This is a genomic window from Pseudoduganella sp. S-14, from assembly GCF_049913285.1.
Classification (GTDB): Bacteria; Pseudomonadota; Gammaproteobacteria; order Burkholderiales; family Burkholderiaceae_D; genus Rugamonas.
In genome coordinates, this window is the sequence record NZ_CP183991.1 from 4,030,809 (window position 1) to 4,050,094 (window position 19,286).

Consider the following 19,286-nt stretch of genomic DNA (forward strand, 5'->3'; position numbering starts at 1 on the left):
ACTTTCCCTGCGGACCAGATGGCGGATTGCCAGACCTCGACTTTTATTTACTGAGCCAATCGGGCGGGGCCGCGGGCCAGGGCGCCCATTTGGCTGGGGGGCATGGGGCGGGCGTAGACGTAGCCTTGGGCGTAGTCGCAGCCGGCGGCTTTCAGCAGGTTGAGCTGGGTTTCCGTTTCGACGCCTTCGGCCACTACTTTCAGGCCCAGCTTGTGGGCCATGACGATGATGCCTTCGCATAGCGCGAGGTCGCCCGAATCGCCGGCCAGGTCCATGACGAAGCTGCGGTCGATCTTCAGGTAGTCGATGTCGAAATTCTTGAGATGGGCCAGCATGGAATGGCCGGTACCGAAGTCGTCCAGCGCGACCTGCAGGCCCATCGATTTGAACTGGCGCAGGCGGTCCATCACCGGGCCGCTGCTGTCGAGCAACAGGCGCTCGGTGATTTCGATGACGATGCTGCGCGGCGCCAGGTGCATCTGTTCAACGTAGCGCATCCATTTTTCGAAAATCTCGGGGCCGGTGCGAAATTGCACCGGCGATTGGTTGACGCTGATCTGGAACGGGCGTCCCAGCTCTTCCTGCCAGCGCTTGGCCTGGTCGGCAGCGCTGCGGAATACCCAGTCGCCAATTTCGAGAATGACGCCGCTGGCTTCGGCGCTGCCGATGAAGTCGACCGGGTTCAACATACCGCGCTCGGGGTGGCGCCAGCGCAGCAGCGCTTCGGCGCGTTCGATACTGCCGCTGTGCAGGTTGACGATGGGCTGGTAGTGCAGCTCGAACTGTTCGTTGGCAACGGCCATCTGCAAGTCGCGCGTGACGCGCAGGCGCAGCTGGGCGGCGGCCTGCATGTCGGGCGTGAAGTAGCTGTAGCGGTTGCGGCCGGCATTCTTGGCGGCGTACATGGCCTGGTCGGCGTTGCGCAGCAATTGCTCGGGGTCGTTGGCGTCAGAGGGATGCAGGGCGATGCCGATGCTGGCGGACACCGATCCGCTATTGTCGCCCAGGATAAAGGGCCGGTTCAGGCTGGCGATAATCTGCTGCGCCACGCGCTCGGCGCTGGTGACATGGTCGAGGCCGGGCAGAATCACCACGAACTCGTCGCCGCCCAGCCGTGCCAGCGTGTCGGAGGCGCGCACACAGGCGCTAATGCGGTGCGCCGCCTCCACCAGCAAGGCGTCACCCATCTCGTGGCCGAGGCGGTCGTTGATTTCCTTGAACTGGTCGAGGTCGATGAAGAGCAAGGCCAGGAACAGGCCGTCGCGGCGGGCTTTCTTCATTTCCTGCGAAAGCCGGTCCTGGAACATATTGCGGTTCGGCAGGGACGTCAACGCGTCGTAATTGGCCTGGTGCCAGATCAGCTCGGTCGACAGCTTGCGCTCGGTGATGTCGCTGACCAGCGCCAGCGCGCCGAGATAGCTGCCGTCGGCATCGAAAATCGGGTTGGTGGCCAGCGTGGCCCACATATCGCTGCCATCGCGGCGCAGGAACTTGAATTCGTGGCGCTCGGCAATGCCTTGCTGGCGGCGGGCGATATTGCGCTCGAGCAGGGCGCGCCCTTCGTCGTCCATGAAGTTGACCAGCGGCTGCTCCAGCATCTCCTCGATCGTATAGCCGAGCATGGCGGCCATCTTGGGGTTGACGAAGCTGGTCCGCGCCGCCGCGTCGATTTCCCAGATCCCCTCTCCCGCGCTGTGCACAATGCGGCGGAAGCGCTCTTCGCTTTTTTCCAGCGCCGCCAGCTTGCCTTCGGCCATTTCCAGCACGACGCGCAATTGCGCCGTGCCTGGCGTACCGCTGCCCAGCAGCGTGACGGCAAAGCCGCGGTCGCCGCGCCCGCGCGTCATCTGCAGCGACATGCGCTGTGGTTCTTCGCTGGCAAGGCTGTTGCTGACGAAGGCATCAAAATCGGCGATGAAGCGTTGCGCCACATAGTTGCGGAACGGGACGCCATCAGGGTTCTGGCGCGGCAGCCCGAGCAGGTCGGCGCCAACCAGGTTCATTTGCAGGATGGTGGTGTCGCTGCCGAGGACAAAATAGCCAACCGGGGCCAGCAGATAGAGGTCGTTGAAGTAATCCTGGTCGCTGGCCAGTTGCAGGTCGCCGCTGGCGCGCTGCAGGCCGTTGTAGACGGCAGGCGGGGTGCCGCCCATGGCAGCCAGCACGGCTTCGCCGGGCAAGAGTGCATCGATCCCAGCCAGTCCGGGGACGGCGGGCCGGATGGCGGTCCCCTGCTCCGCCTGCCTGGCATGCTGGTCTTTATCCATATTGGTTCCAGCCTAGCATGCCCTTGTGACAATGTCGAGCAGCTAACCTTGGCGATGCGCGCGGTTCAGGCGTTGTTCGGCAAAGCGTTGCACTTGCTCGAAAGCCAGGCTGAGAATCCAGTAAATGACAGCTGCCGCGAGGTAGAGCGGCAAGGGGCGGAAGGTGGTGGCAATCACTTCCTTCGTCGATAGCATCAATTCCGTCATGGTGATGACCGATACCAGCGAGGTATCCTTGATCAGGCTGATCAGGGTGTTGCTCATCGAAGGCACGGCAATCCGCAGTGCCTGCGGCATCACCACATGGCGCAAGGTCTGTCCGTAGCCCAGGCCCAGGCTGTAGCTGGCCGACCACTGGCCTTTATGGATCGACAGGATGGCGCCGCGCAGGCTTTCCGACAGGTAGGCGCCGGCGTTCAGGCTCAGCGCCAGGATGCCGGCGGTGACCGGCGTGAACTCGATGCCAACCGACGGCAGGCCGTAATAGATGACGAACATCTGCACCAGCAGCGGCGTGCCGCGCATCAGGCTGACGTACACATTAGCCGGCCAGCGCAGCAGTTTCCAAGGCAGGATGCGCATCACGGCGGTGGGAAAACCCAGCACCAGGCCGCCCACCATCGCGGCGACCGCGAACACCAGGGTATACCCGGCGCCCTTCAACATCACGGGCGCCGCCTCGTGCAGCAGCTCCAGCCACTCCATGCTTAGGGCGCCTTGCTGACGTCAGTGCCGAACCACTTCATGGAAATGGCTTTCAGGCTGCCGTCGGCGGCGGCGTCGGCCAGCACCTTGTTGAGCGCGGCCTTGAAGGCGGGATTGCCCTTCTGGAAGGGAATGCCCATGCGCTCGACGGCGCCGACACGGGCGCCGGCCTTGATTGGCAACTTGGTGGTTTTCAGCAAATAGGCCGTCATCAGGCTGTCGTTCAGGGCGGCATCGATACGGCCCAGCGCCAGGTCGGTCAGGTTTTCCGGGGCTGCCGGGTAGCCTTTCACGTCAATGCCCGGCACCGCCTTCAACTGCATCTCGTAGACGCTGCCCTGCCCGGCGCCGACGCGCTTGCCTTTCAGCTGTTCGAGGGAGGTCCAGTTGTTCTTGTCATCCTTGCGCACGATCAGCATCGGCGAAGAGTAGATGTAAGGCGTACTGAAGTCGAAAGCTTGTTCGCGCTTGGGGTTGATGCCAACCTGCGAAATGATGACGTCGTATTTATTGCTGGCCAGTCCAGCCAGGATCGAGGCCCATTCGGTGGTGACGAATTCCGGCTTCAGCCCCAGCTTGCTGGCCACCAGGCGCGCCACGTCGACGTCGTAGCCCGCCAGCTCGCCATTTTTTTCCTTGAAATTGAATGGCGGGTAGACGCCTTCCATGGCCACTTTCAGCGTGCCGCGCGCCTTGACTGTTTGCAGCAGGTCGGCGGCACTGGCGTGCAGCGCGGCTGCGGCCAGCAGGAGGGCAATCAACGGTTTGCGCATCAGGAATCCTTTAGTAAGAACGGCTGCGGCCGAATTTGTGACCTACTACGAGGGTGGTGCTGGCAACCAGGACGGACAGGCCAAGGATGAGCTGCACCAGCTTGTCTTCGGGCAGGGTCCAGAGGCGGCCTTTGGGCGGCTCGCAAGCGGCGATAGCGCACAGCAAGGGCTCCACCCAATCGGCTTCAGGTGTAACATCGAGGATAACGGCGCCCTCGGTGGTCTGCATATAGATCTCGCCGCCCTCGGCCAGGCTGAAACACACGCCGTAGCCGGTTTCCTGCTTGCCGACGTGTTCCTTCAGCGCGAGGTCGTGCTCGGCAATCCACAGCTCCACGTCCTGGGGCGTTTCCAGCGCGGTCCACGGCACCGGGAGAAAGCGCGGCTTGGCCGCTTCGTCATCGTGATTAAACATGGGTCAGGAGTGTAACCGAAACCTCAGGAGGCGGTATGAAAGTAAACGAATATGTATCTGAGTTTGAGGCGTTCTTCGGCAAGCTGCTGGACGAGCATCCGGAAATGGTGGAAGACCAGCGGGTTGGGTGGAATATCTGGTGGGACCATAAGGTGGACCTGGAGGCCGAGCGGCTGGCCAGGACCGATGCGGTGCCGACACCGCCGTATTACTACCACTGAAACCCGGTAAACCGGGATCTGACCTTGGGTCCGACCCGGATTTTCCGGTTTTTAGCCTTTCCAGCTCCGCTGCAACCCAGTATCCGCATGAATCCACCCGCCCCGCGGCCCCTGGCGGTAATAGAACCCCACGCCGCCCTGCCGGAAACTCTGCACCAGGCTGCCCAGCACCTCCGCGTTCAAGTTCGGAATCCGGATATCGGCCGCCTTCCCGCTCATGTGCAGCGACTGCCGCGCGGCAGGAATCCCCTGCTCGATCAGGCGCTTGTTGGAAGCCGGGGTGCGATAACCCGACAAGATCTCCAGCGGACTCTCGATCCCGAAGCGCTGCACAAACGCCTGCGCGCCCCACAGCGTTTCGAACAGCTTCGGATCGATCGCTGCCGTCTCCTTGCCGTTCACGTCGCGCAGCAAATGGCACAGCTCCTGATAAGCCGAGTCGATGATCTCGCCATCCTTCCAATAGGTCAGCCGGGCCTTCTCCCCGCTTTGCGGCCGGATCACACTGATCGTGCGTGGCTTGATCCAGAATTCCAGGTCCAGCATCTGGGCGTCGAAAATATCGGGCGGAGGTTCCGGCTCCGACTGCGCGCGACTCTGGCCAAGCAGCGGCAGCCCAGCCAGCGCTGTGCCCGCCATCATATGGAGGAAGTCTCTGCGAGTTGTCATGGCGATTCCATCTATTGCAATAACGATTACTATAGCAATAGAGAATGACTTGAGAAACCCCTTTAACAATTTGTCGTAAACTTCGCGGCGGGAGCGACGATCACGAGGTCCGAGATGGCAACCGCCACGCAAGGCAGGATATAGCCTTCCCGCTTCTCCTCCAGGCTCAGGCCTGGCCATTCAATCAGGTGGCGCGCAGCGCCGCTGCGCACCTGGCAGATGCAGGTGCGGCAGGTGCCGTTGCGGCAGGAACTGGGAAGCAGCACGCCGGCGCGGGCGGCCGCCACCAGCAAGCTGGCCTCGCCATCCGTTTCGAACGATAATCCCTTCGGCTCAACTCTTATCTGAAACACAATGCCTCGCTATATTGCCCTGCTCCGCGGCGTCAGCCCGATGAACTGCAAGATGCCGGAACTGAAAGCCGCCTTTGAAAGTGCCGGATTTTCCAACGTCAAGACGCTTCTATCAAGCGGCAATGTAGCATTCGACGCCCGTTCCGCCTCCGAAGCCGCGCTGGAACGAAAGGCCGAGGCTGCGATGGAACAGGCGCTCGGCCGCAGCTTCTACACCATTATCCGCTCGCAAAAACACCTGCAAGACCTGCTGGCAGATGATCCCTATCCTGGCCTGGGCGCCGATCCGGCGGCCAAGCGCGTGGTGAGCTTCCTGCGTGCCGCGCCATCCGCGACCGTGCTGCCGCCGCCCATCAGCGGCGCTGAAATGCTTGGCGTCATTGGAAGCGAGGTGTTTTCGACCTACTTGCCCAGCAGCGACGGCCCGGTCTTCATGCGCCTGATCGAGAAGACTTTCGGCAAGATCATCACCACCCGCACCTGGGACACGGTGCGCAAGTGCGCGTCAGCCTGATGCGTGGACAGCACTGGTCGGGAAACGCCCTGCTCTCGCCCGGCTTCGGCGTATTCCGCGGCGCGATCGGCGACAGCGCACTGCACGCCCATTACGCGCACCAGCTGGTCATTTCGCTCCATGGCGAAATTGGCGTGGCCTTCCCTACCGGCCCGCTGCGCGCGCCTGGCATTGCCATCCCGGCAGGACTGCCGCATTGCGTCTGCGCCGACGAGGCGCTCCTGCTCTACCTGGACCCGCTGACGCCGGAGGGAACGGCTTTATTCCAGGCCCCGGCCGACACGCCGATGCTGCTGGCCGACGATCTGTGCAGCCGGCTCGTCGCAGCCGCCGATCAAGGCCAGGCCCTGCGCAGCGTGCTGCGACAGGCTTTCGGCCTGTCCCGGCCCTCACTTCAGGATGCGCGCATGAGCGCCGTCGCTGGTGCACTGCGCGCAGGCATCGCGGATGGCGGCGCAAGCAGGCTCCAGCTGGCCGAGCTTGCCAAGCTGTCGCCTGACCGCTTTTCCCATTGGTTCGTCGAGCAGACCGGCCTCCCCTTGCGCAGCTATCGTAAATGGCTGCGCCTGGAACTGGCACTACACCGGCTTGCGCAGCGCGGCAACCTGACCGACGCGGCGCACGCCGCCGGTTTCGCGGACTCGGCCCACCTTTCGCGTACTTTCCGCGAGATGTTCGGCCTTAACCCGGCCGCCCTGCTGCGCGGCATCGTGCTGGATAGCTCTTTCGTTCAAGCCATCTGACGCGCGCGCCCTTACGCTGGCCTTCTTTCACCACCGGAGGTCAACATGAAGCAATGGACGATACGCTACCTGAGTTATCCAATCGTTTTTGGCGGCGCCGCCGCAGCGATTCTCTGGGCCGCCACGCAAGGCTTGCCCTACTGGCCAACCGTGCCGCTGATGGCGCTGGCCGCCATTGCCTGCGTCGCCCTGCTCGAACGCTTGCAGCCCTATGAAGCGGCCTGGCTGGCCGATCATGGTGATACGCGCACCGACGGCCTGCACTTCCTGGTCAACGCAAGCGTCCTGTATGGCAGTATCGAAATCCTGTCCTGGGCGCGCGCCCTGCTGCCAGCGCCAGCAGCCTGGCCGGCTACCTGGCCGGCTTGGGCGCAAATCGCCGCGGCCATGGTCGTGCTCGATTTCGGCTTGTTTTTTATGCACTGGCTGAGCCATCGCCACCGCCGCCTGTGGCTGTTCCACGAAGCGCACCATAGCAGCGAACGCCTGTACTGGCTGAACAGCGAACGGCGCCACCCGCTGCACGCCATGATGATGGGCGCCCCGGGTTTTGCCGTCCTGCTGGCACTGGGAGCGCCGGCAGCCACGGTCGCGGCCGGCCTGGCCGTTCTTTCCGTGCATCTGGCCTTCCAGCACGCCAACCTCGACTATTCGCTGGGTCCGCTGCGCCACCTGTTCGGCGTCGCCCAGACCCACCGCTGGCACCACAAACGCGATTATGAGGACGCCCAGGTCAATTTCGGCGAATGGCTGATGCTGTGGGACCACCTGTTCCGCACCTACCGCCAGCCGCCGGGCCGCATCGGGCAAGCTGACGTCGGCCTGGACAGTCCAGATGCCCCTTCTAAGTATCTTCGCCAATTGTTACGACCATTCCTGTGAGCTACAATGTCAAGCTTGTCCGGTAGGCCATCGCCCACCCGCTATCCACCCCGAGCCTGCCGAACCCGGCGCGCCCAGGGAAGAATATTCAGCGGAAAACCTCCGCATTTGAGGGAATAAACATGTCTCAAAAGTCTAAAATCATCTACACCCTTACCGACGAGGCGCCACTGCTGGCGACTTATTCCCTGCTGCCAATCGTGCAGAAATTCGCGGCACCAGCCGGCGTCGACGTCGTCACCAGCGATATTTCGGTCGCCGCCCGCGTGCTGGCAGCCTTCCCGGAATGCCTGAGCGACGAACAGAAAGTGCCGGACAACCTGGCCGAACTGGGCGCCCTGACCCAGAACCCTGACACCAACATCATCAAGCTGCCCAATATTTCGGCATCGGTCTCCCAGCTGGTCGCCTGCATCCGCGAACTGCAGGCTGCCGGCTACAAGCTGCCGGACTACCCGGAAGACGCCAAGACCGAAGAAGAGAAAGCACTGAAAGCCCGCTACGGCAAGTGCATCGGCTCCGCCGTGAACCCGGTCCTGCGCGAAGGCAACTCGGACCGCCGCGCGCCAAAGGCAGTGAAAGAATACGCACGCAAGAACCCGCACTCGATGGGCGAATGGAGCCAGGCTTCGCGCACCCACGTATCGCACATGCACGGCGGCGACTTCTACCACGGCGAAAAGTCCATGACCCTGGACAAGGCCCGTGAAGTGAAGATGGAACTGCTGACCAAGTCCGGCAAGACCATCGTCCTGAAACCGAAGGTCGCCCTGCAGGCCGGCGAGATCATCGACTCCATGTTCATGTCGAAGAAAGCCCTGCTGGAGTTCTACGAGCGCGAAATCGACGACGCCTACAAGACCGGCGTGATGTTCTCGCTGCACGTGAAAGCGACCATGATGAAGGTATCGCACCCGATCGTGTTCGGCCACTGCGTACGCATCTTCTACAAGCAGGCGTTCGAGAAGCACGCCAAGCTGTTCGAAGAACTGGGCGTGAACGTGAACAACGGCATGGTCAACCTGTATGAAAAAATCGAAAAGCTGCCAGCGTCGCAGAAGGACGAAATCCTGAAAGACCTGCACGCCTGCCTGGAAAACCGTCCGAAGCTGGCCATGGTCGATTCGGCCAAGGGCATCACCAATTTCCACTCGCCAAACGACGTGATCGTCGACGCATCGATGCCGGCCATGATCCGTATCGGCGGCAAGATGTGGGGCGCCGACGGCCGCACCGCCGACGTCAAGGCAGTGATGCCGGAATCGACCTTCGCCCGCATTTACCAGGAGATGATCAATTTCTGCAAATGGCATGGCAACTTCGATCCGAAGACCATGGGCACCGTGCCGAACGTGGGCCTGATGGCGCAGCAAGCCGAAGAATACGGTTCGCACGACAAGACCTTCGAAGTGCCGGAAGCCGGCATCGCCAACATCACCGACCTGGCCACCGGCGAAGTGCTGCTGACCCAGAACGTGGAAGAAGGCGACATCTGGCGCATGTGCCAGGTGAAGGACGCCCCGATCCGCGACTGGGTCAAGCTGGCCGTCACCCGCGCCCGCAACTCCGGCATGCCTGCCGTGTTCTGGCTGGACACCTACCGTCCGCACGAAGCCGAAGTGATCAAGAAGGTCGAGACCTACCTGAAAGACCACGACACCACCGGCCTGGACATCCAGATCATGTCGCAGACCCGCGCCATGCGCTACACCCTGGAGCGCGTATCGCGCGGCCTGGACACCATCTCGGTGACCGGCAATATCCTGCGCGACTACCTGACCGACCTGTTCCCGATCCTGGAACTGGGCACCTCGGCCAAGATGCTGTCCATCGTTCCGCTGATGGCAGGCGGCGGCATGTACGAAACCGGCGCCGGCGGCTCGGCCCCTAAGCACGTCAAGCAGCTGGTGGAAGAAAACCACCTGCGCTGGGATTCGCTGGGCGAGTTCCTGGCCCTGGCCGTGTCGCTGGAAGAACTGGGCATCAAGACCGGCAATGCCAAAGCCAAGATCCTGGCCAAGACCCTGGACGAAGCCACCGGCAAGCTGCTGGACAACAACAAGTCGCCATCGACCCGCACCGGTGAACTGGACAACCGCGGCAGCCACTTCTACCTGTCGATGTATTGGGCGCAGGCCCTGGCAGCGCAAAACGACGACGCCGAGCTGAAAGCCAAGTTCGCGCCGCTGGCCAAGTCGCTGGCCGAGAACGAAGCTAAGATCGTGGAAGAGCTGAACTCCGTGCAGGGCAGCGCCATGGACATCGGCGGCTACTACAAGCCTGATGCGGCCAAAACCTCCGCTGTGATGCGCCCAAGCGCAACCTTCAACGCAGCACTGGCAGCCCTGTAAGCAGCCGGCGTTGCGTAACAAGCCCGCAGTTTCAAGCTGCGGGCTTTTTTATTTCCTGGGATTGACCGCGCGCAGTTTCAGGACGGAGTCGTGCACACGCGTGCTGACAACCATGCCGGCGCAGCGCTGGTTCAGCGCAGTCACCGTCGAATTGTAGTCGGCCATATCCTTGTCAAACGCTTCGCTGCGTGCGTTGAGCGCATCACCCCGCTGGTTCAATTCATCGAGCCTGGCGTTGAACGCGTCGACGGCCGCCTGATCGTATAAATCCAGGGCTGCTTGCGTTGCCACATGGGCCTTTGCTTCGTCCTGCAGCTTCTTCAGGTCGGCGTTGTGCTCGTCGCGCTTCGTGTTCAGCAGCTTCAGGCGGGGGGACAGTTTTTCCTGTTGATCCAGGCAGGCGCGGTATTCATCTCGGCTGGAAATCCTGGGGGCCTGCTGCGCAAAGGCCGGCAAGGAAGCACAAGCGACAGTCGCTACGCAAAGGGCGCGGGATACTACAAATGGCACGAATCGGTCCTGAAGTTAACAATTGGCATTATCCTAACGCCTGTTGGCCAAAGCTGGCAATGAAGGCGTCGCGCGCCGCGTGGTGGGGGATGTCGCGGCGCCACACCATGACCGTCTCCACTTCGGCTACTTGCGGCGGCAAGGCGTGGCATTGCACGGTGCGGCCCAGGCCGCGCTGCCTCAACACTTCGCGCGGCATCATGGCAACACCCATGCCGGCGGCAACACAGCCGATGATGGCTTCGAAGGTGCCGAATTCCGCGATCCGCGTGTGGGCGACGCCGGCATCGGCGAACCACCATTCCAGGCGGCGCCGGTAAGAGCAGCCGCTGCGAAAACCCAGCAGCGTACGGCGCGCGACGTCGGCCGGTCCTGTGACCGGGCCGTGCAGTGCGTCGGTCAACAACACCAGTTCTTCAACAAATACAGGCTGCTGTTCCAGTTCCGGGCGCTCGACCGGGCCGGAGACCAGCGCGAGATCGACCTTGTGATGCAGTACCTGCTGTATCTGGTAGTCGGTCGGGCCGGTGTCGAGCAGCAGGTCGACTTGCGGGTGTTTGCGATGGAATGCACCCAGCACGCGCGGCAGGCGCGCGGCGGCCGTGGTTTCCATCGAGCCGATACGTAGCTGTCCCGATGGCTCGTTCTCGCCGCGCACCGACATCTGCGCTTCGTCCGCCAGCCGCAGCAGGCGGTCGGCGTATTCCAGCAGGCGCGTGCCTTCCGCGGTGATCAGCATGCGCCGTCCCGAACGGTTGAACAGGGTGACGCCGAGCGACTCCTCGAGCTGGTTCAGGCGCGCCGAGACGTTCGATTGCACCCGGTGCAGCCGCGCTGCGGCCTGGGTCACGCTGCCTTCTTCGGCCACGGTCTTGAATATCCTCAGCGAGGAGAGTTCCATTTCATTCTCCATTTGAGATAGATGAATTCATTATTATTCATTTTTATTGATGCGTGAAGACATTTATAGTTCAAGCTATCCAAAGGAGCTTCACCATGCACAAGCCATCCCCCGCCGTCCTGCTGGCCGCCAGCTTCGCCTTCATCATCGTCCAGCTTGACGTCACCATCGTCAACGTGGCCTTGCCGGACATCGGCCGCGAACTGGGCGCCAGCATCAGTGCTTTGCAATGGGTGGTCGACGCTTACACCTTGGGCTTTGCCGTCTTCCTGCTGTCGGCGGGAGTGCTGGGCGACCGTTTCGGCGCACGCCGCGTGTTCCTGTCGGGCTTTGCCCTGTTCACCCTCGCTTCGCTGGCTTGCGCGCTGGCGCCGGGTGCGCTGGCATTGAACCTGGCGCGCGCCGTACAAGGCGTCGGCGCCGCGCTGCTGGTGCCAAGCTCGCTGTCGATCCTGAACACGACTTACGCTCACGACCGCGCCCAACTGGCCAAGGCCATCGCCTGGTGGACAGCTGCCGGCGGCGTATCGATTGCAGCAGGTCCGGTGCTGGGCGGCTTGTTGATGAGCGTTGCCGGCTGGCGCAGCATTTTCTGGGTCAATATTCCGATTTGCGTGCTGGGTTTCTGGCTCACGCTGCGCGTGGTCCCAGCCCTGCGCGGCAAGGATCCGGCGCGTTCATTCGACATCACCGGCCAGGTACTCGCCATCGTTGCCCTGACGGCTTTTATCGGCGCCGTGATCGAATTCAATACGCTGGGCGCCTCCAGCCACCTCGTGCAGGGCGCCCTGCTGGTGGCCCTGGTGTCGGCGGCCTTGTTCATTCGCAGCCAGCAGCGCAGCGCGGCGCCCATGCTGCCGCTTGGCCTGTTCCGGGACATCGGTTTTTCAGGCGCGGTACTATTTGGCGTCCTGGTCAACTTTGCCTATTACGGTGTGATCTTCGTACTCAGCTTCTATTTGCAGAAAGTGCGCGGCTTCTCAGTGATGCATGCGGGGCTGGTCTTCCTGCCGCTGACCGGCACGTTCATTTTCTCCAATATCGCAAGCGGCCGCTTGCAGGCGCGTGCGGGGTCGCGCTTGCCGATGATCGTCGGCGGGCTGGTCGGCGCTGCGGGCTATGCTCTGCTGGGCGTCTTCGGTATCGCAGACGACGCCACATTCCTGGAAATGCTGCCGGGACTGGCCCTGATCCCGGCCGGCATGGGTCTCGCGGTGCCGGCCATGACCACCTCGATCCTGGCCGCCATCGATCGCAGCCAGGCCGGCATCGCATCGGCGGTGCTAAATACGGCGCGCCAGGTGGGCGGCGCCATGGGCGTCGCGATCTTCGGCGCCATGCAGGAGATCAAATTCGCACTGTCCGTTTCCACCGTCTTGCTGCTGCTCGGCGCGCTGCTGGCCTGGTATTGCATCAAACACCCCATTTCAACCAAAGGAGCTTCTCTATGCCGTACGTAAATTTCCGCATCACCAAGGAAGGCGCCACCGCCGAACAGAAACTGGAATTGATCAAGGGCGCGACCGAACTGCTGCAGCGCGTGCTGAACAAGAACCCGGCAACCACCTTCGTCATCATCGATGAAGTGGAGACCGATAACTGGGGCATCGGTTACGACAACGTCACCACGCTGCGCGCCAAGGCAGCCGCAGCCAAGGCGCAAGGCGGCTGATCACTGCCGGTCAAGGCCATTGCCTGTGGCGGCCCAGTAAATACCGCCGTACAGGTGATGGCGAAAGACCGGGTCGCCGTAGGTCGCGGGCAGGTGGCCAAGCGCAGTGTAGAACGCGCGGCCGCCATCGTAGTCCTGGTACCAGCTGACCGGATGAAATGCGCCCATGCCTTGGGGGCCGGCCTTGTAAGTCGTTTCATCGACCGAGAGCAGATAGCTGACTTTACTGGTGGCGGGCTTGAACGCGTACCATTCTTCCGTCACCAGGTTGCGCGCGGCGAAACGCTCCATGCCTGGGAAGCTGCGGTTCTCCACTTTCAGGATGGCGCTCTGGATGGCTGGATGGTGGTCGAACATATGCCCCACCAGCTTGGCGTACCACGGCCAGCCGTATTCCGTGTCCGACGCGCTGTGGACACCAACGTAACCTCTGCCGGAACGGATGTAGCGTTCGAACGCCCCCTTCTGTTTCGAGTCAAGTATGTTTCCGGTTGTCTGCAGGAAGACCACGGCCTGGTATTTCGCCAATTCCTGGTCATTGAACACGCGATTGGCGTCTTCGGTCCAGAACACATTGAAATCATGCAGCTTGCCCAACTCCTGGATCGCCGCAACACCTGCCGGGATCGAGTCATGATGCCAGCCGGCCGTTTTCGAAAACACCAGCACGTTGAATTGCGCCGCTTGCACGCAGCTGGAAGCCACAGCAAAAACTGCCGTTATCAACACTTTCACGCACATCCCTCCATGAGCGGCCCTGTTTGGTAACGCTATCACGAATTGCGCGAGACAAGCTGCTTCAATTTGGCAACAGGTGAGTATTTGCGAGACTTTTGAGGCATTTTCCGGCAGATCATAGGACGAATCTTACAAGGCGACGCTGCGGAGGATTCGGCCATGGATACTGAAATGGTGATACGCGCGGTCCAGCGCAAGCTGGGCATTGAAGCCGATGGACGCCCCGGCCCAATCACCTGGGCCGCCATCTATTCGACGATCGTCGGCGAGCAAGTGCCGGCCGAACTATCCGGAAATGTCGACGCACGAAGTGAAGCCGTCATCCTCACCTTGCACCCGACAGCCAGGCCATATGCCAGGGCCCTGGTCAACAAGGCCGCTTCGATCGGCATCGACATCAAGGTAATCAGCGGCCTGCGCTCATTTGCGGAGCAGGACAAGCTGTACGCCCAGGGCCGCACGACGCCGGGCAAAAAGGTTACCAACGCCAAGGGCGGCCAGTCAAACCACAACTATGGCATTGCATTCGATGTGGGGGTCTTCGATGGCCCCAAATACCTTCCCACTTCGCCCAAGTACAAGGTGGTCGGCGGCATCGGACAGGAGCTGGGGCTTGAATGGGGCGGAAAATGGACCACGATCGTCGACGAGCCGCACTTCCAGCTGCGGCCTGACTGGGCAAAGAACGAGTCGGAACGTGAGATGCTGGTCGAATTATTCCGGCGCCACGAACAAGGTCTCGACTATTACGCCTGAACCCTAGTTGCAGCCGCAGAAGCGCTTGGGCTTGCTGGCATCGCACACCGTGCCATCGAGCTGCTTCCAGAAGAAGACCGTGTCGACACCGTAAGGCGAGCGCACATTGCCGGCACGCAGATAGCCCCGGCGGGCAAAGAATTCCTCGCCGGTCGCCGTGCTGTGGAGCTGCAGCGCCTTGACGCCCCAGCTGCAGGCTTGCTGTTCGACGCAGGCCAGCAAAGCCTTGCCTGCGCCGCGCTGGCGTACTTCGGGCAGCAGATAGCACAGCGCCAGCTTGCCGGCCGCGGTCAGCAAGGCCACGCCGACCACCGCACCCTGTTCGACCGCCACCAGCGAATAGTTGGTGGGCGAAGCAAACCAGGACGCGACCGTTTCGGGCGTCTTGTTGCCAAGCCATGCACCGAGAATGGCGGGATCGTTTTTATGGTCAAGCACACAACATTCGGCGATTGAGCGTCGCAGCACCTCACAGGCAGCCGTGGCGTCTTTCGCTTCCGCGCGGCGAATTTCAAAACTCATGCGTGCTCACAGGTATTCAATAACCGGAATATACACCAGCGGCAAAAACCCCGTATGAGGCCGCGTGCACGCAAGCTTATCCGGGCCCGACACTAAGCTGACACTAAGCTTATAACGAATAAGTAGTTTCCTTTCGGCGCGAGATTCTAGACCATGCATATCTGTTTTCACAATAGAGATTGCCATGACTTATAACAAATTCGCATTTGCACTCAGCACCGCACTGGCCGCGGCGACCTTCGGTTTTGCTGCGAGCGCAGCGGCCGCTGAAGTGACCCTGCTGAACGTGTCCTATGACGTGGCACGTGAACTGTACAAGGACATCAACCCGGCTTTCGCGTCCGCGTACAAGAAGAGCACCGGCGTCGACGTCACCGTCAAGCAGTCGCACGGCGGCTCTTCCAAGCAGGCGCGCGCCGTGGCCGATGGCCTGGAAGCGTCGGTGGTGACCATGAACCAGGCCAACGACATCGACATGCTGGCCGACCGCGGCCTGGTGGTGCAGGACTGGGCCAAGAAATTCCCGAACAATGCGGCGCCGGCCTACTCCACCATGGTCTACCTGGTACGCAAGGGCAATCCAAAGGCAATCAAGGACTGGGCCGACCTGGCCAAGCCGGGCGTGGCCGTCGTGATCCCGAATCCCAAGACCGCGGGCAATGGCCGCTACACCTACCTGGCGGCCTGGGGTTCGGTGCTGAAGAAAGGCGGCAATGAAGGGCAGGCCCGTGAACTGGTCGGCAAGATCTTCAAGAACGTGCCGGTGCTCGATGCCGGCGGCCGCGCAGCCACCACCACCTTCACCCAGCGCAAGATCGGCGACGTGCTGGTGACCTTCGAGAACGAGGTGAACCTGGTGCGCGCCGAATTCGGCGACGACTTCGAAGTGGTGTATCCATCGTCCTCCATCCTGGCGGAGTCCCCGGTGGCCGTAGTGGACAAGGTGGTGGACAAAAGGGGCATCCGCAAGGAAGCCACTGCCTACCTGAACTTCCTGTACTCCGATGCCGGCCAGGAGATCATCGCCAAGCACTACCTGCGCCCGCGCTCGGACGCAGTGTTCAAGAAGCATGCGGCCAGCTTTAAGCCGATTTCGCTGTTCACCGTGGATGAAGTATTCGGCGGCTGGCGCGCGGCCCAGAAGAAGCACTTCGACGACGGCGGCGAATTCGACAAGATCTACAGTTCGAAGTAAGCCTTATACTTTCGTCAGGCGCTCGATCTGCGCCTTCTTCTCGGCCATGTCATGGTCGGTATCATGGAACCGCGCCGCAATGGCGCGGAACTCCTCCTGCAACCCGATGAATGCATCAACCATGTCGGGATCAAAGTGTTTTCCCTTGCCCTCTGTGATGATCTGCACCGCCTGCTCGTGCGGCATGCCGTTCTTGTAGACGCGGCGGCTGATCAGGGCGTCGTACACGTCCGCCACGGCCATCAGCCGCGCCGACACCGGGATCGCTTCGCCGGCCAGCCCTTCCGGATAGCCTGAGCCATCCCATTTTTCCTGGTGCGAGTGAGCGATCTCCTTGGCGATCGACAGGAATGCCATCGGGGTACCCAGCGAGCGCTCCGCGTGCTCGATGGCTGCGCGGCCCAGCGTGGTGTGGGTCTTCATGATTTCGAATTCGTGCGGCTCGAACCTGCCGGGCTTGAGCAGGATGCGGTCGGGGATGCCGACCTTGCCGATATCGTGCAGCGGGGCGGATTTGAACAGCAGGTTGATATAGCTGTCGGTGAGCACCGCACTGAAGCGCGGATGGCCTTTCAGGCGCTCGGCCAGCGCCTTGACGTAGAACTGGGTGCGGCGGATGTGGTTGCCGGTTTCGGAATCACGGGTTTCGGCCATCGATGCCATGGCCAGGATGGTGACGTCCTGGATTGCCACCACTTCGCGCGTGCGCTCGCGTACTTCCTGGTCCAGGAATTCGTTCTGGTCGCGCAGGAAGTCGGCATGCTCCTTCAGCATCAGGTGGTTGCGCACCCGGGCCAGCGTGATCGCCGGGCTGATTGGCTTGGTGATGTAGTCGACCGCGCCCAGGTCCAGGCCAAGTTGTTCGTCCTCCACTTCCGACTTGGCGGTCAGGAAGATGATGGGGATCTCGCGGGTGGCCGGATTGGCTTTCAGGCGGCGGCATACCTCATAGCCGTCCATCCCGGGCATCATCACGTCCAGCAGCACCACGTCCGGCGGCTGGCCGGTGGTGGCGATGCGCAGGGCTTTCTCGCCGCTGTTGGCGACCTTTACCTTGTACAGGTCTTTCAGCAGGTCGTTCATCAGCACCAGGTTGTCGGGCGAGTCGTCGACCAGCAGCACGGTTTTCCTTGCGATCAGCTCCAGTTCCATCTCACTTTTCCTCCAGGCTTGCCATTGCTTCGTCCAGCGCCGCCAGCGCGGCTTCCAGGTCCAGGTTACCAATTCCGTTTTCAATTTGTCGCCAGTGATCGGGCAAGGCCGCCTTGAATTGCGCCAGCTCCGCCTCCCACAGCTCGGCCGCCTCCGAGTCGCTGTCCGCCAGCAGGTGGCGCAGGCGGCCAAGCGGCGGTGCTGCAGCCGGCAAGGCAGGCACCAGCGCAGGGTGCACGGCGCCGCCGCGCATTTCTGCGTCGACCGCGCGCAGCGCTGCCAACAGCGGATCGAGCTCCACCAGTACCATTGCCAGCAAGCGTTCCAGCTCCTCGCGCGCGGCCCCGTTCTGGCAAGCCTGCTCCAGCGCCTGCGCAGCCTCCTGCACGCTGCGCGCACCGATATTGCCGGCCACGCCCTTCAAGGTATGCGCCAGCCGCTCCGGCGCCGTGGCATCGCCGCCCATGAGCGCCTGCACGAACATGGCGGCGAAGTCCTGCTGGCCGTCGCGGAACTTGACCAGCAGGCGGCGGTAAAGCTTTTCGTCGCCCATGGAGGTCGCGAGTCCGGCCCGGACGTCGACCATCGGCAGCGCCGGCAGCGGCGCTGGCTTGCCGCCGGCGGCATCGGCGCGGGCGGCGTGCGCATTGGACGCGGCAGGCAGCATGCCGGCCTGGCCCTCGCCCGGCGCCGGCCGCAGCCAGCGCGCCAGCGTGGCGTACATTTCGGCCACGTTGACCGGCTTGGCGATATGGTCCTGCATGCCGCTGGCCAGCACCTTCTCGCGGTCCCCGGCCATGGCGTTGGCCGTCATCGCGATAATCGGCAACTTGTCGAGCGCTGGATCGGCGCGGATCGCGCGCGAGGCCTGGAAACCATCCATCACGGGCATCTGGCAGTCCATCAGCACGCCGTCAAAGCGCGCGTCCTGCGCCAGGATGTCCAGCGCTTCCTGCCCGTGGCGCGCCAGCACCGCTTCGATGCCTGCCTTGCCCAGCAGGTCGATCGCCAGCTCCTGGTTCATCTCGTTGTCTTCGACCAGCAGCACGCGCGTGCCTGACAGGCGCCCCATGACGTCGACCTGGTGCATGTCGCGCTCGGCCGCGCGCCGCCCCTCGGCCAGCACGCCCTTGCCCAGCGCCTCGCCCACCGCTTCCAGCAGGGCAGACGGCGTTACCGGCTTGGTCAGCACGGACTTGAGCCGGACCCGGCGCTCCTCCGCGCTGGTCAAGGCTTCCTCGCGGCCATAGGCGGTCACCATGATCACCGCCGGCAGCCGGCCGGCGTCCCCCGATTGCAGGCGCCGCACCGTTTCCACCCCGTCCATGGACGGCATCTTCCAGTCCATCAGGATCAGGTCGTACGGCATGGCCTGCTGCTCGGCACGCGCAGCCATGTCCAGCGCCTGCTGGCCACCCAGCGCCACGTCCACTTCCAGCCCGAAGGAGCGTGCGACCGTGGACAGGATTTCGCGCGCCGACGCATTATCGTCCACCACCAGGACCCGCACGCCGAGCAATTCGTCGGCCCGGAACATGCGGCGCGGCTTCGGATTGGCCTGCAATCCAAAGCGTGCGGTGAAGTGGAAGGTGGAGCCCATGCCTGGCGCGCTCTCGACCCAGATGCGCCCGCCCATCAACTCCAGCAGGTTCTTGCAGATCACCAGGCCCAGGCCGGTGCCGCCGTATTTGCGCGTGGTGGAGGCATCGGCCTGGCTGAAGGACTGGAACAGCCTGGCGCTCTGCGCCTCGCTCATGCCGAGAGTCGCGCACCCAGAAGTGCAGTGCAACGCCCGCCTCGTCCTGCGCCGACTGTTCGATGCCGACCACCACCTCGCCTTGCTCGGTGAACTTGACGGCATTATTGGCCAGGTTGACCAGCACCTGGCCGATGCGCAGCGGATCGCCCACCAGGCCGGTCGGCAGTTCCGGCGCCACCTGGAACAGC

Annotated in this window: 21 protein-coding genes; 9 read left to right on the top strand and 12 right to left on the bottom strand. The window is 62.6% G+C overall.

Annotated elements, in window-relative coordinates; genetic code table 11:
* Window positions 1-47: 47 nt before the first annotated feature.
* Genes ACN9MZ_RS18375 through ACN9MZ_RS18390 form a run of 4 tightly spaced genes read right to left on the bottom strand, consistent with a single transcriptional unit; the run spans window position 48 to window position 4,160 of the window.
* Window positions 48-2,267, bottom strand: coding sequence for a putative bifunctional diguanylate cyclase/phosphodiesterase (locus tag ACN9MZ_RS18375; protein WP_426338397.1), 2,220 nt, complete (start codon window positions 2,265-2,267; stop codon window positions 48-50).
* A gap of 42 nt (window positions 2,268-2,309) precedes the next feature.
* On the bottom strand, window positions 2,310-2,972 hold the full coding sequence (locus ACN9MZ_RS18380) for an amino acid ABC transporter permease (protein WP_426338398.1): 663 nt from the start codon (window positions 2,970-2,972) through the stop codon (window positions 2,310-2,312).
* A 2-nt stretch (window positions 2,973-2,974) separates the two neighbouring features.
* Window positions 2,975-3,745, bottom strand: coding sequence for a transporter substrate-binding domain-containing protein (locus ACN9MZ_RS18385; protein WP_426162078.1), 771 nt, complete (start codon window positions 3,743-3,745; stop codon window positions 2,975-2,977).
* 10 nt (window positions 3,746-3,755) lie between these two features.
* The gene (locus tag ACN9MZ_RS18390; protein WP_426338399.1) at window positions 3,756-4,160 is read right to left on the bottom strand and encodes a hypothetical protein; all 405 of its coding nucleotides are present in this window, start codon (window positions 4,158-4,160) and stop codon (window positions 3,756-3,758) included.
* A 35-nt stretch (window positions 4,161-4,195) separates the two neighbouring features.
* On the opposite strand from ACN9MZ_RS18390, the gene ACN9MZ_RS18395 reads away from it, so the two are divergent.
* Window positions 4,196-4,381: a DUF3460 family protein gene (locus ACN9MZ_RS18395; RefSeq protein WP_426338400.1), complete on the top strand. Its 186-nt coding sequence runs from the start codon at window positions 4,196-4,198 to the stop codon at window positions 4,379-4,381.
* Window positions 4,382-4,432: 51 nt separating this feature from the next.
* On the opposite strand, the gene ACN9MZ_RS18400 is transcribed toward ACN9MZ_RS18395, so the two are convergent.
* Together ACN9MZ_RS18400 and ACN9MZ_RS18405 are read right to left on the bottom strand one after the other, a co-directional pair.
* Window positions 4,433-5,050, bottom strand: a complete 618-nt coding sequence (locus ACN9MZ_RS18400) for a YcbK family protein (RefSeq protein WP_426338401.1) — start codon at window positions 5,048-5,050, stop codon at window positions 4,433-4,435.
* A gap of 62 nt (window positions 5,051-5,112) precedes the next feature.
* A complete protein-coding gene (locus ACN9MZ_RS18405; protein ID WP_426338402.1) occupies window positions 5,113-5,403 on the bottom strand; it encodes a 2Fe-2S iron-sulfur cluster-binding protein in 291 nt (96 codons plus the stop codon).
* 1 nt (window position 5,404) lies between these two features.
* Between ACN9MZ_RS18405 and ACN9MZ_RS18410 the strand changes: the two genes are divergently transcribed.
* The 4 genes from ACN9MZ_RS18410 to ACN9MZ_RS18425 all read left to right on the top strand — a co-directional run bounded on the left by ACN9MZ_RS18410 (window position 5,405) and on the right by ACN9MZ_RS18425 (window position 9,893).
* Entirely contained in the window at window positions 5,405-5,917 is a 513-nt protein-coding gene (locus tag ACN9MZ_RS18410; RefSeq protein ID WP_426338403.1) for a DUF1697 domain-containing protein, read from the top strand.
* Window positions 5,902-6,660, top strand: a complete 759-nt coding sequence (locus ACN9MZ_RS18415; RefSeq protein ID WP_426338404.1) for a helix-turn-helix domain-containing protein — start codon at window positions 5,902-5,904, stop codon at window positions 6,658-6,660. The genes ACN9MZ_RS18410 and ACN9MZ_RS18415 overlap by 16 nt, the downstream gene beginning before the upstream one ends.
* Window positions 6,661-6,705: 45 nt before the next feature.
* Complete coding sequence (locus ACN9MZ_RS18420) at window positions 6,706-7,542, top strand: sterol desaturase family protein (protein ID WP_426338405.1); 837 nt, start codon at window positions 6,706-6,708, stop codon at window positions 7,540-7,542.
* Window positions 7,543-7,664: 122 nt separating this feature from the next.
* On the top strand, window positions 7,665-9,893 hold the full coding sequence (locus tag ACN9MZ_RS18425; RefSeq protein WP_426338406.1) for an NADP-dependent isocitrate dehydrogenase: 2,229 nt from the start codon (window positions 7,665-7,667) through the stop codon (window positions 9,891-9,893).
* 48 nt (window positions 9,894-9,941) lie between these two features.
* On the opposite strand, the gene ACN9MZ_RS18430 is transcribed toward ACN9MZ_RS18425, so the two are convergent.
* Window positions 9,942-10,403, bottom strand: a complete 462-nt coding sequence (locus tag ACN9MZ_RS18430; RefSeq protein WP_426338407.1) for a hypothetical protein — start codon at window positions 10,401-10,403, stop codon at window positions 9,942-9,944.
* 28 nt (window positions 10,404-10,431) lie between these two features.
* On the bottom strand, window positions 10,432-11,304 hold the full coding sequence (locus ACN9MZ_RS18435) for a LysR substrate-binding domain-containing protein (protein WP_426338408.1): 873 nt from the start codon (window positions 11,302-11,304) through the stop codon (window positions 10,432-10,434).
* 95 nt (window positions 11,305-11,399) lie between these two features.
* On the opposite strand from ACN9MZ_RS18435, the gene ACN9MZ_RS18440 reads away from it, so the two are divergent.
* The gene (locus ACN9MZ_RS18440) at window positions 11,400-12,764 is read left to right on the top strand and encodes an MFS transporter (RefSeq protein ID WP_426338409.1); all 1,365 of its coding nucleotides are present in this window, start codon (window positions 11,400-11,402) and stop codon (window positions 12,762-12,764) included.
* Complete coding sequence (locus tag ACN9MZ_RS18445; RefSeq protein ID WP_426338410.1) at window positions 12,752-12,976, top strand: 2-hydroxymuconate tautomerase family protein; 225 nt, start codon at window positions 12,752-12,754, stop codon at window positions 12,974-12,976. Before ACN9MZ_RS18440 ends, ACN9MZ_RS18445 begins: the two co-directional genes overlap by 13 nt.
* On the opposite strand, the gene ACN9MZ_RS18450 is transcribed toward ACN9MZ_RS18445, so the two are convergent.
* Entirely contained in the window at window positions 12,977-13,711 is a 735-nt protein-coding gene (locus ACN9MZ_RS18450) for a ThuA domain-containing protein (protein WP_426338411.1), read from the bottom strand. It lies immediately after the preceding gene.
* 162 nt (window positions 13,712-13,873) lie between these two features.
* Between ACN9MZ_RS18450 and ACN9MZ_RS18455 the strand changes: the two genes are divergently transcribed.
* The gene (locus ACN9MZ_RS18455; RefSeq protein ID WP_426338412.1) at window positions 13,874-14,470 is read left to right on the top strand and encodes a M15 family metallopeptidase; all 597 of its coding nucleotides are present in this window, start codon (window positions 13,874-13,876) and stop codon (window positions 14,468-14,470) included.
* 3 nt (window positions 14,471-14,473) lie between these two features.
* Here ACN9MZ_RS18455 and ACN9MZ_RS18460 read toward each other — a convergent pair whose 3' ends face one another.
* Window positions 14,474-14,992, bottom strand: a complete 519-nt coding sequence (locus ACN9MZ_RS18460) for a GNAT family N-acetyltransferase (RefSeq protein ID WP_426338413.1) — start codon at window positions 14,990-14,992, stop codon at window positions 14,474-14,476.
* A gap of 184 nt (window positions 14,993-15,176) precedes the next feature.
* Between ACN9MZ_RS18460 and ACN9MZ_RS18465 the strand changes: the two genes are divergently transcribed.
* The gene (locus tag ACN9MZ_RS18465) at window positions 15,177-16,187 is read left to right on the top strand and encodes a sulfate ABC transporter substrate-binding protein (RefSeq protein WP_426338414.1); all 1,011 of its coding nucleotides are present in this window, start codon (window positions 15,177-15,179) and stop codon (window positions 16,185-16,187) included.
* Window positions 16,188-16,190: 3 nt separating this feature from the next.
* Here the strand turns inward: ACN9MZ_RS18465 and ACN9MZ_RS18470 are convergent, their stop codons facing one another.
* Together ACN9MZ_RS18470 and ACN9MZ_RS18475 are read right to left on the bottom strand one after the other, a co-directional pair.
* Window positions 16,191-17,339 carry a response regulator gene (locus ACN9MZ_RS18470; RefSeq protein ID WP_426338415.1) on the bottom strand — a complete coding sequence of 383 codons (1,149 nt, stop codon included), beginning with the start codon at window positions 17,337-17,339 and terminating at the stop codon, window positions 16,191-16,193.
* 1 nt (window position 17,340) lies between these two features.
* Entirely contained in the window at window positions 17,341-19,095 is a 1,755-nt protein-coding gene (locus tag ACN9MZ_RS18475; protein ID WP_426338416.1) for a response regulator, read from the bottom strand.
* Window positions 19,096-19,286 lie beyond the last annotated feature (191 nt).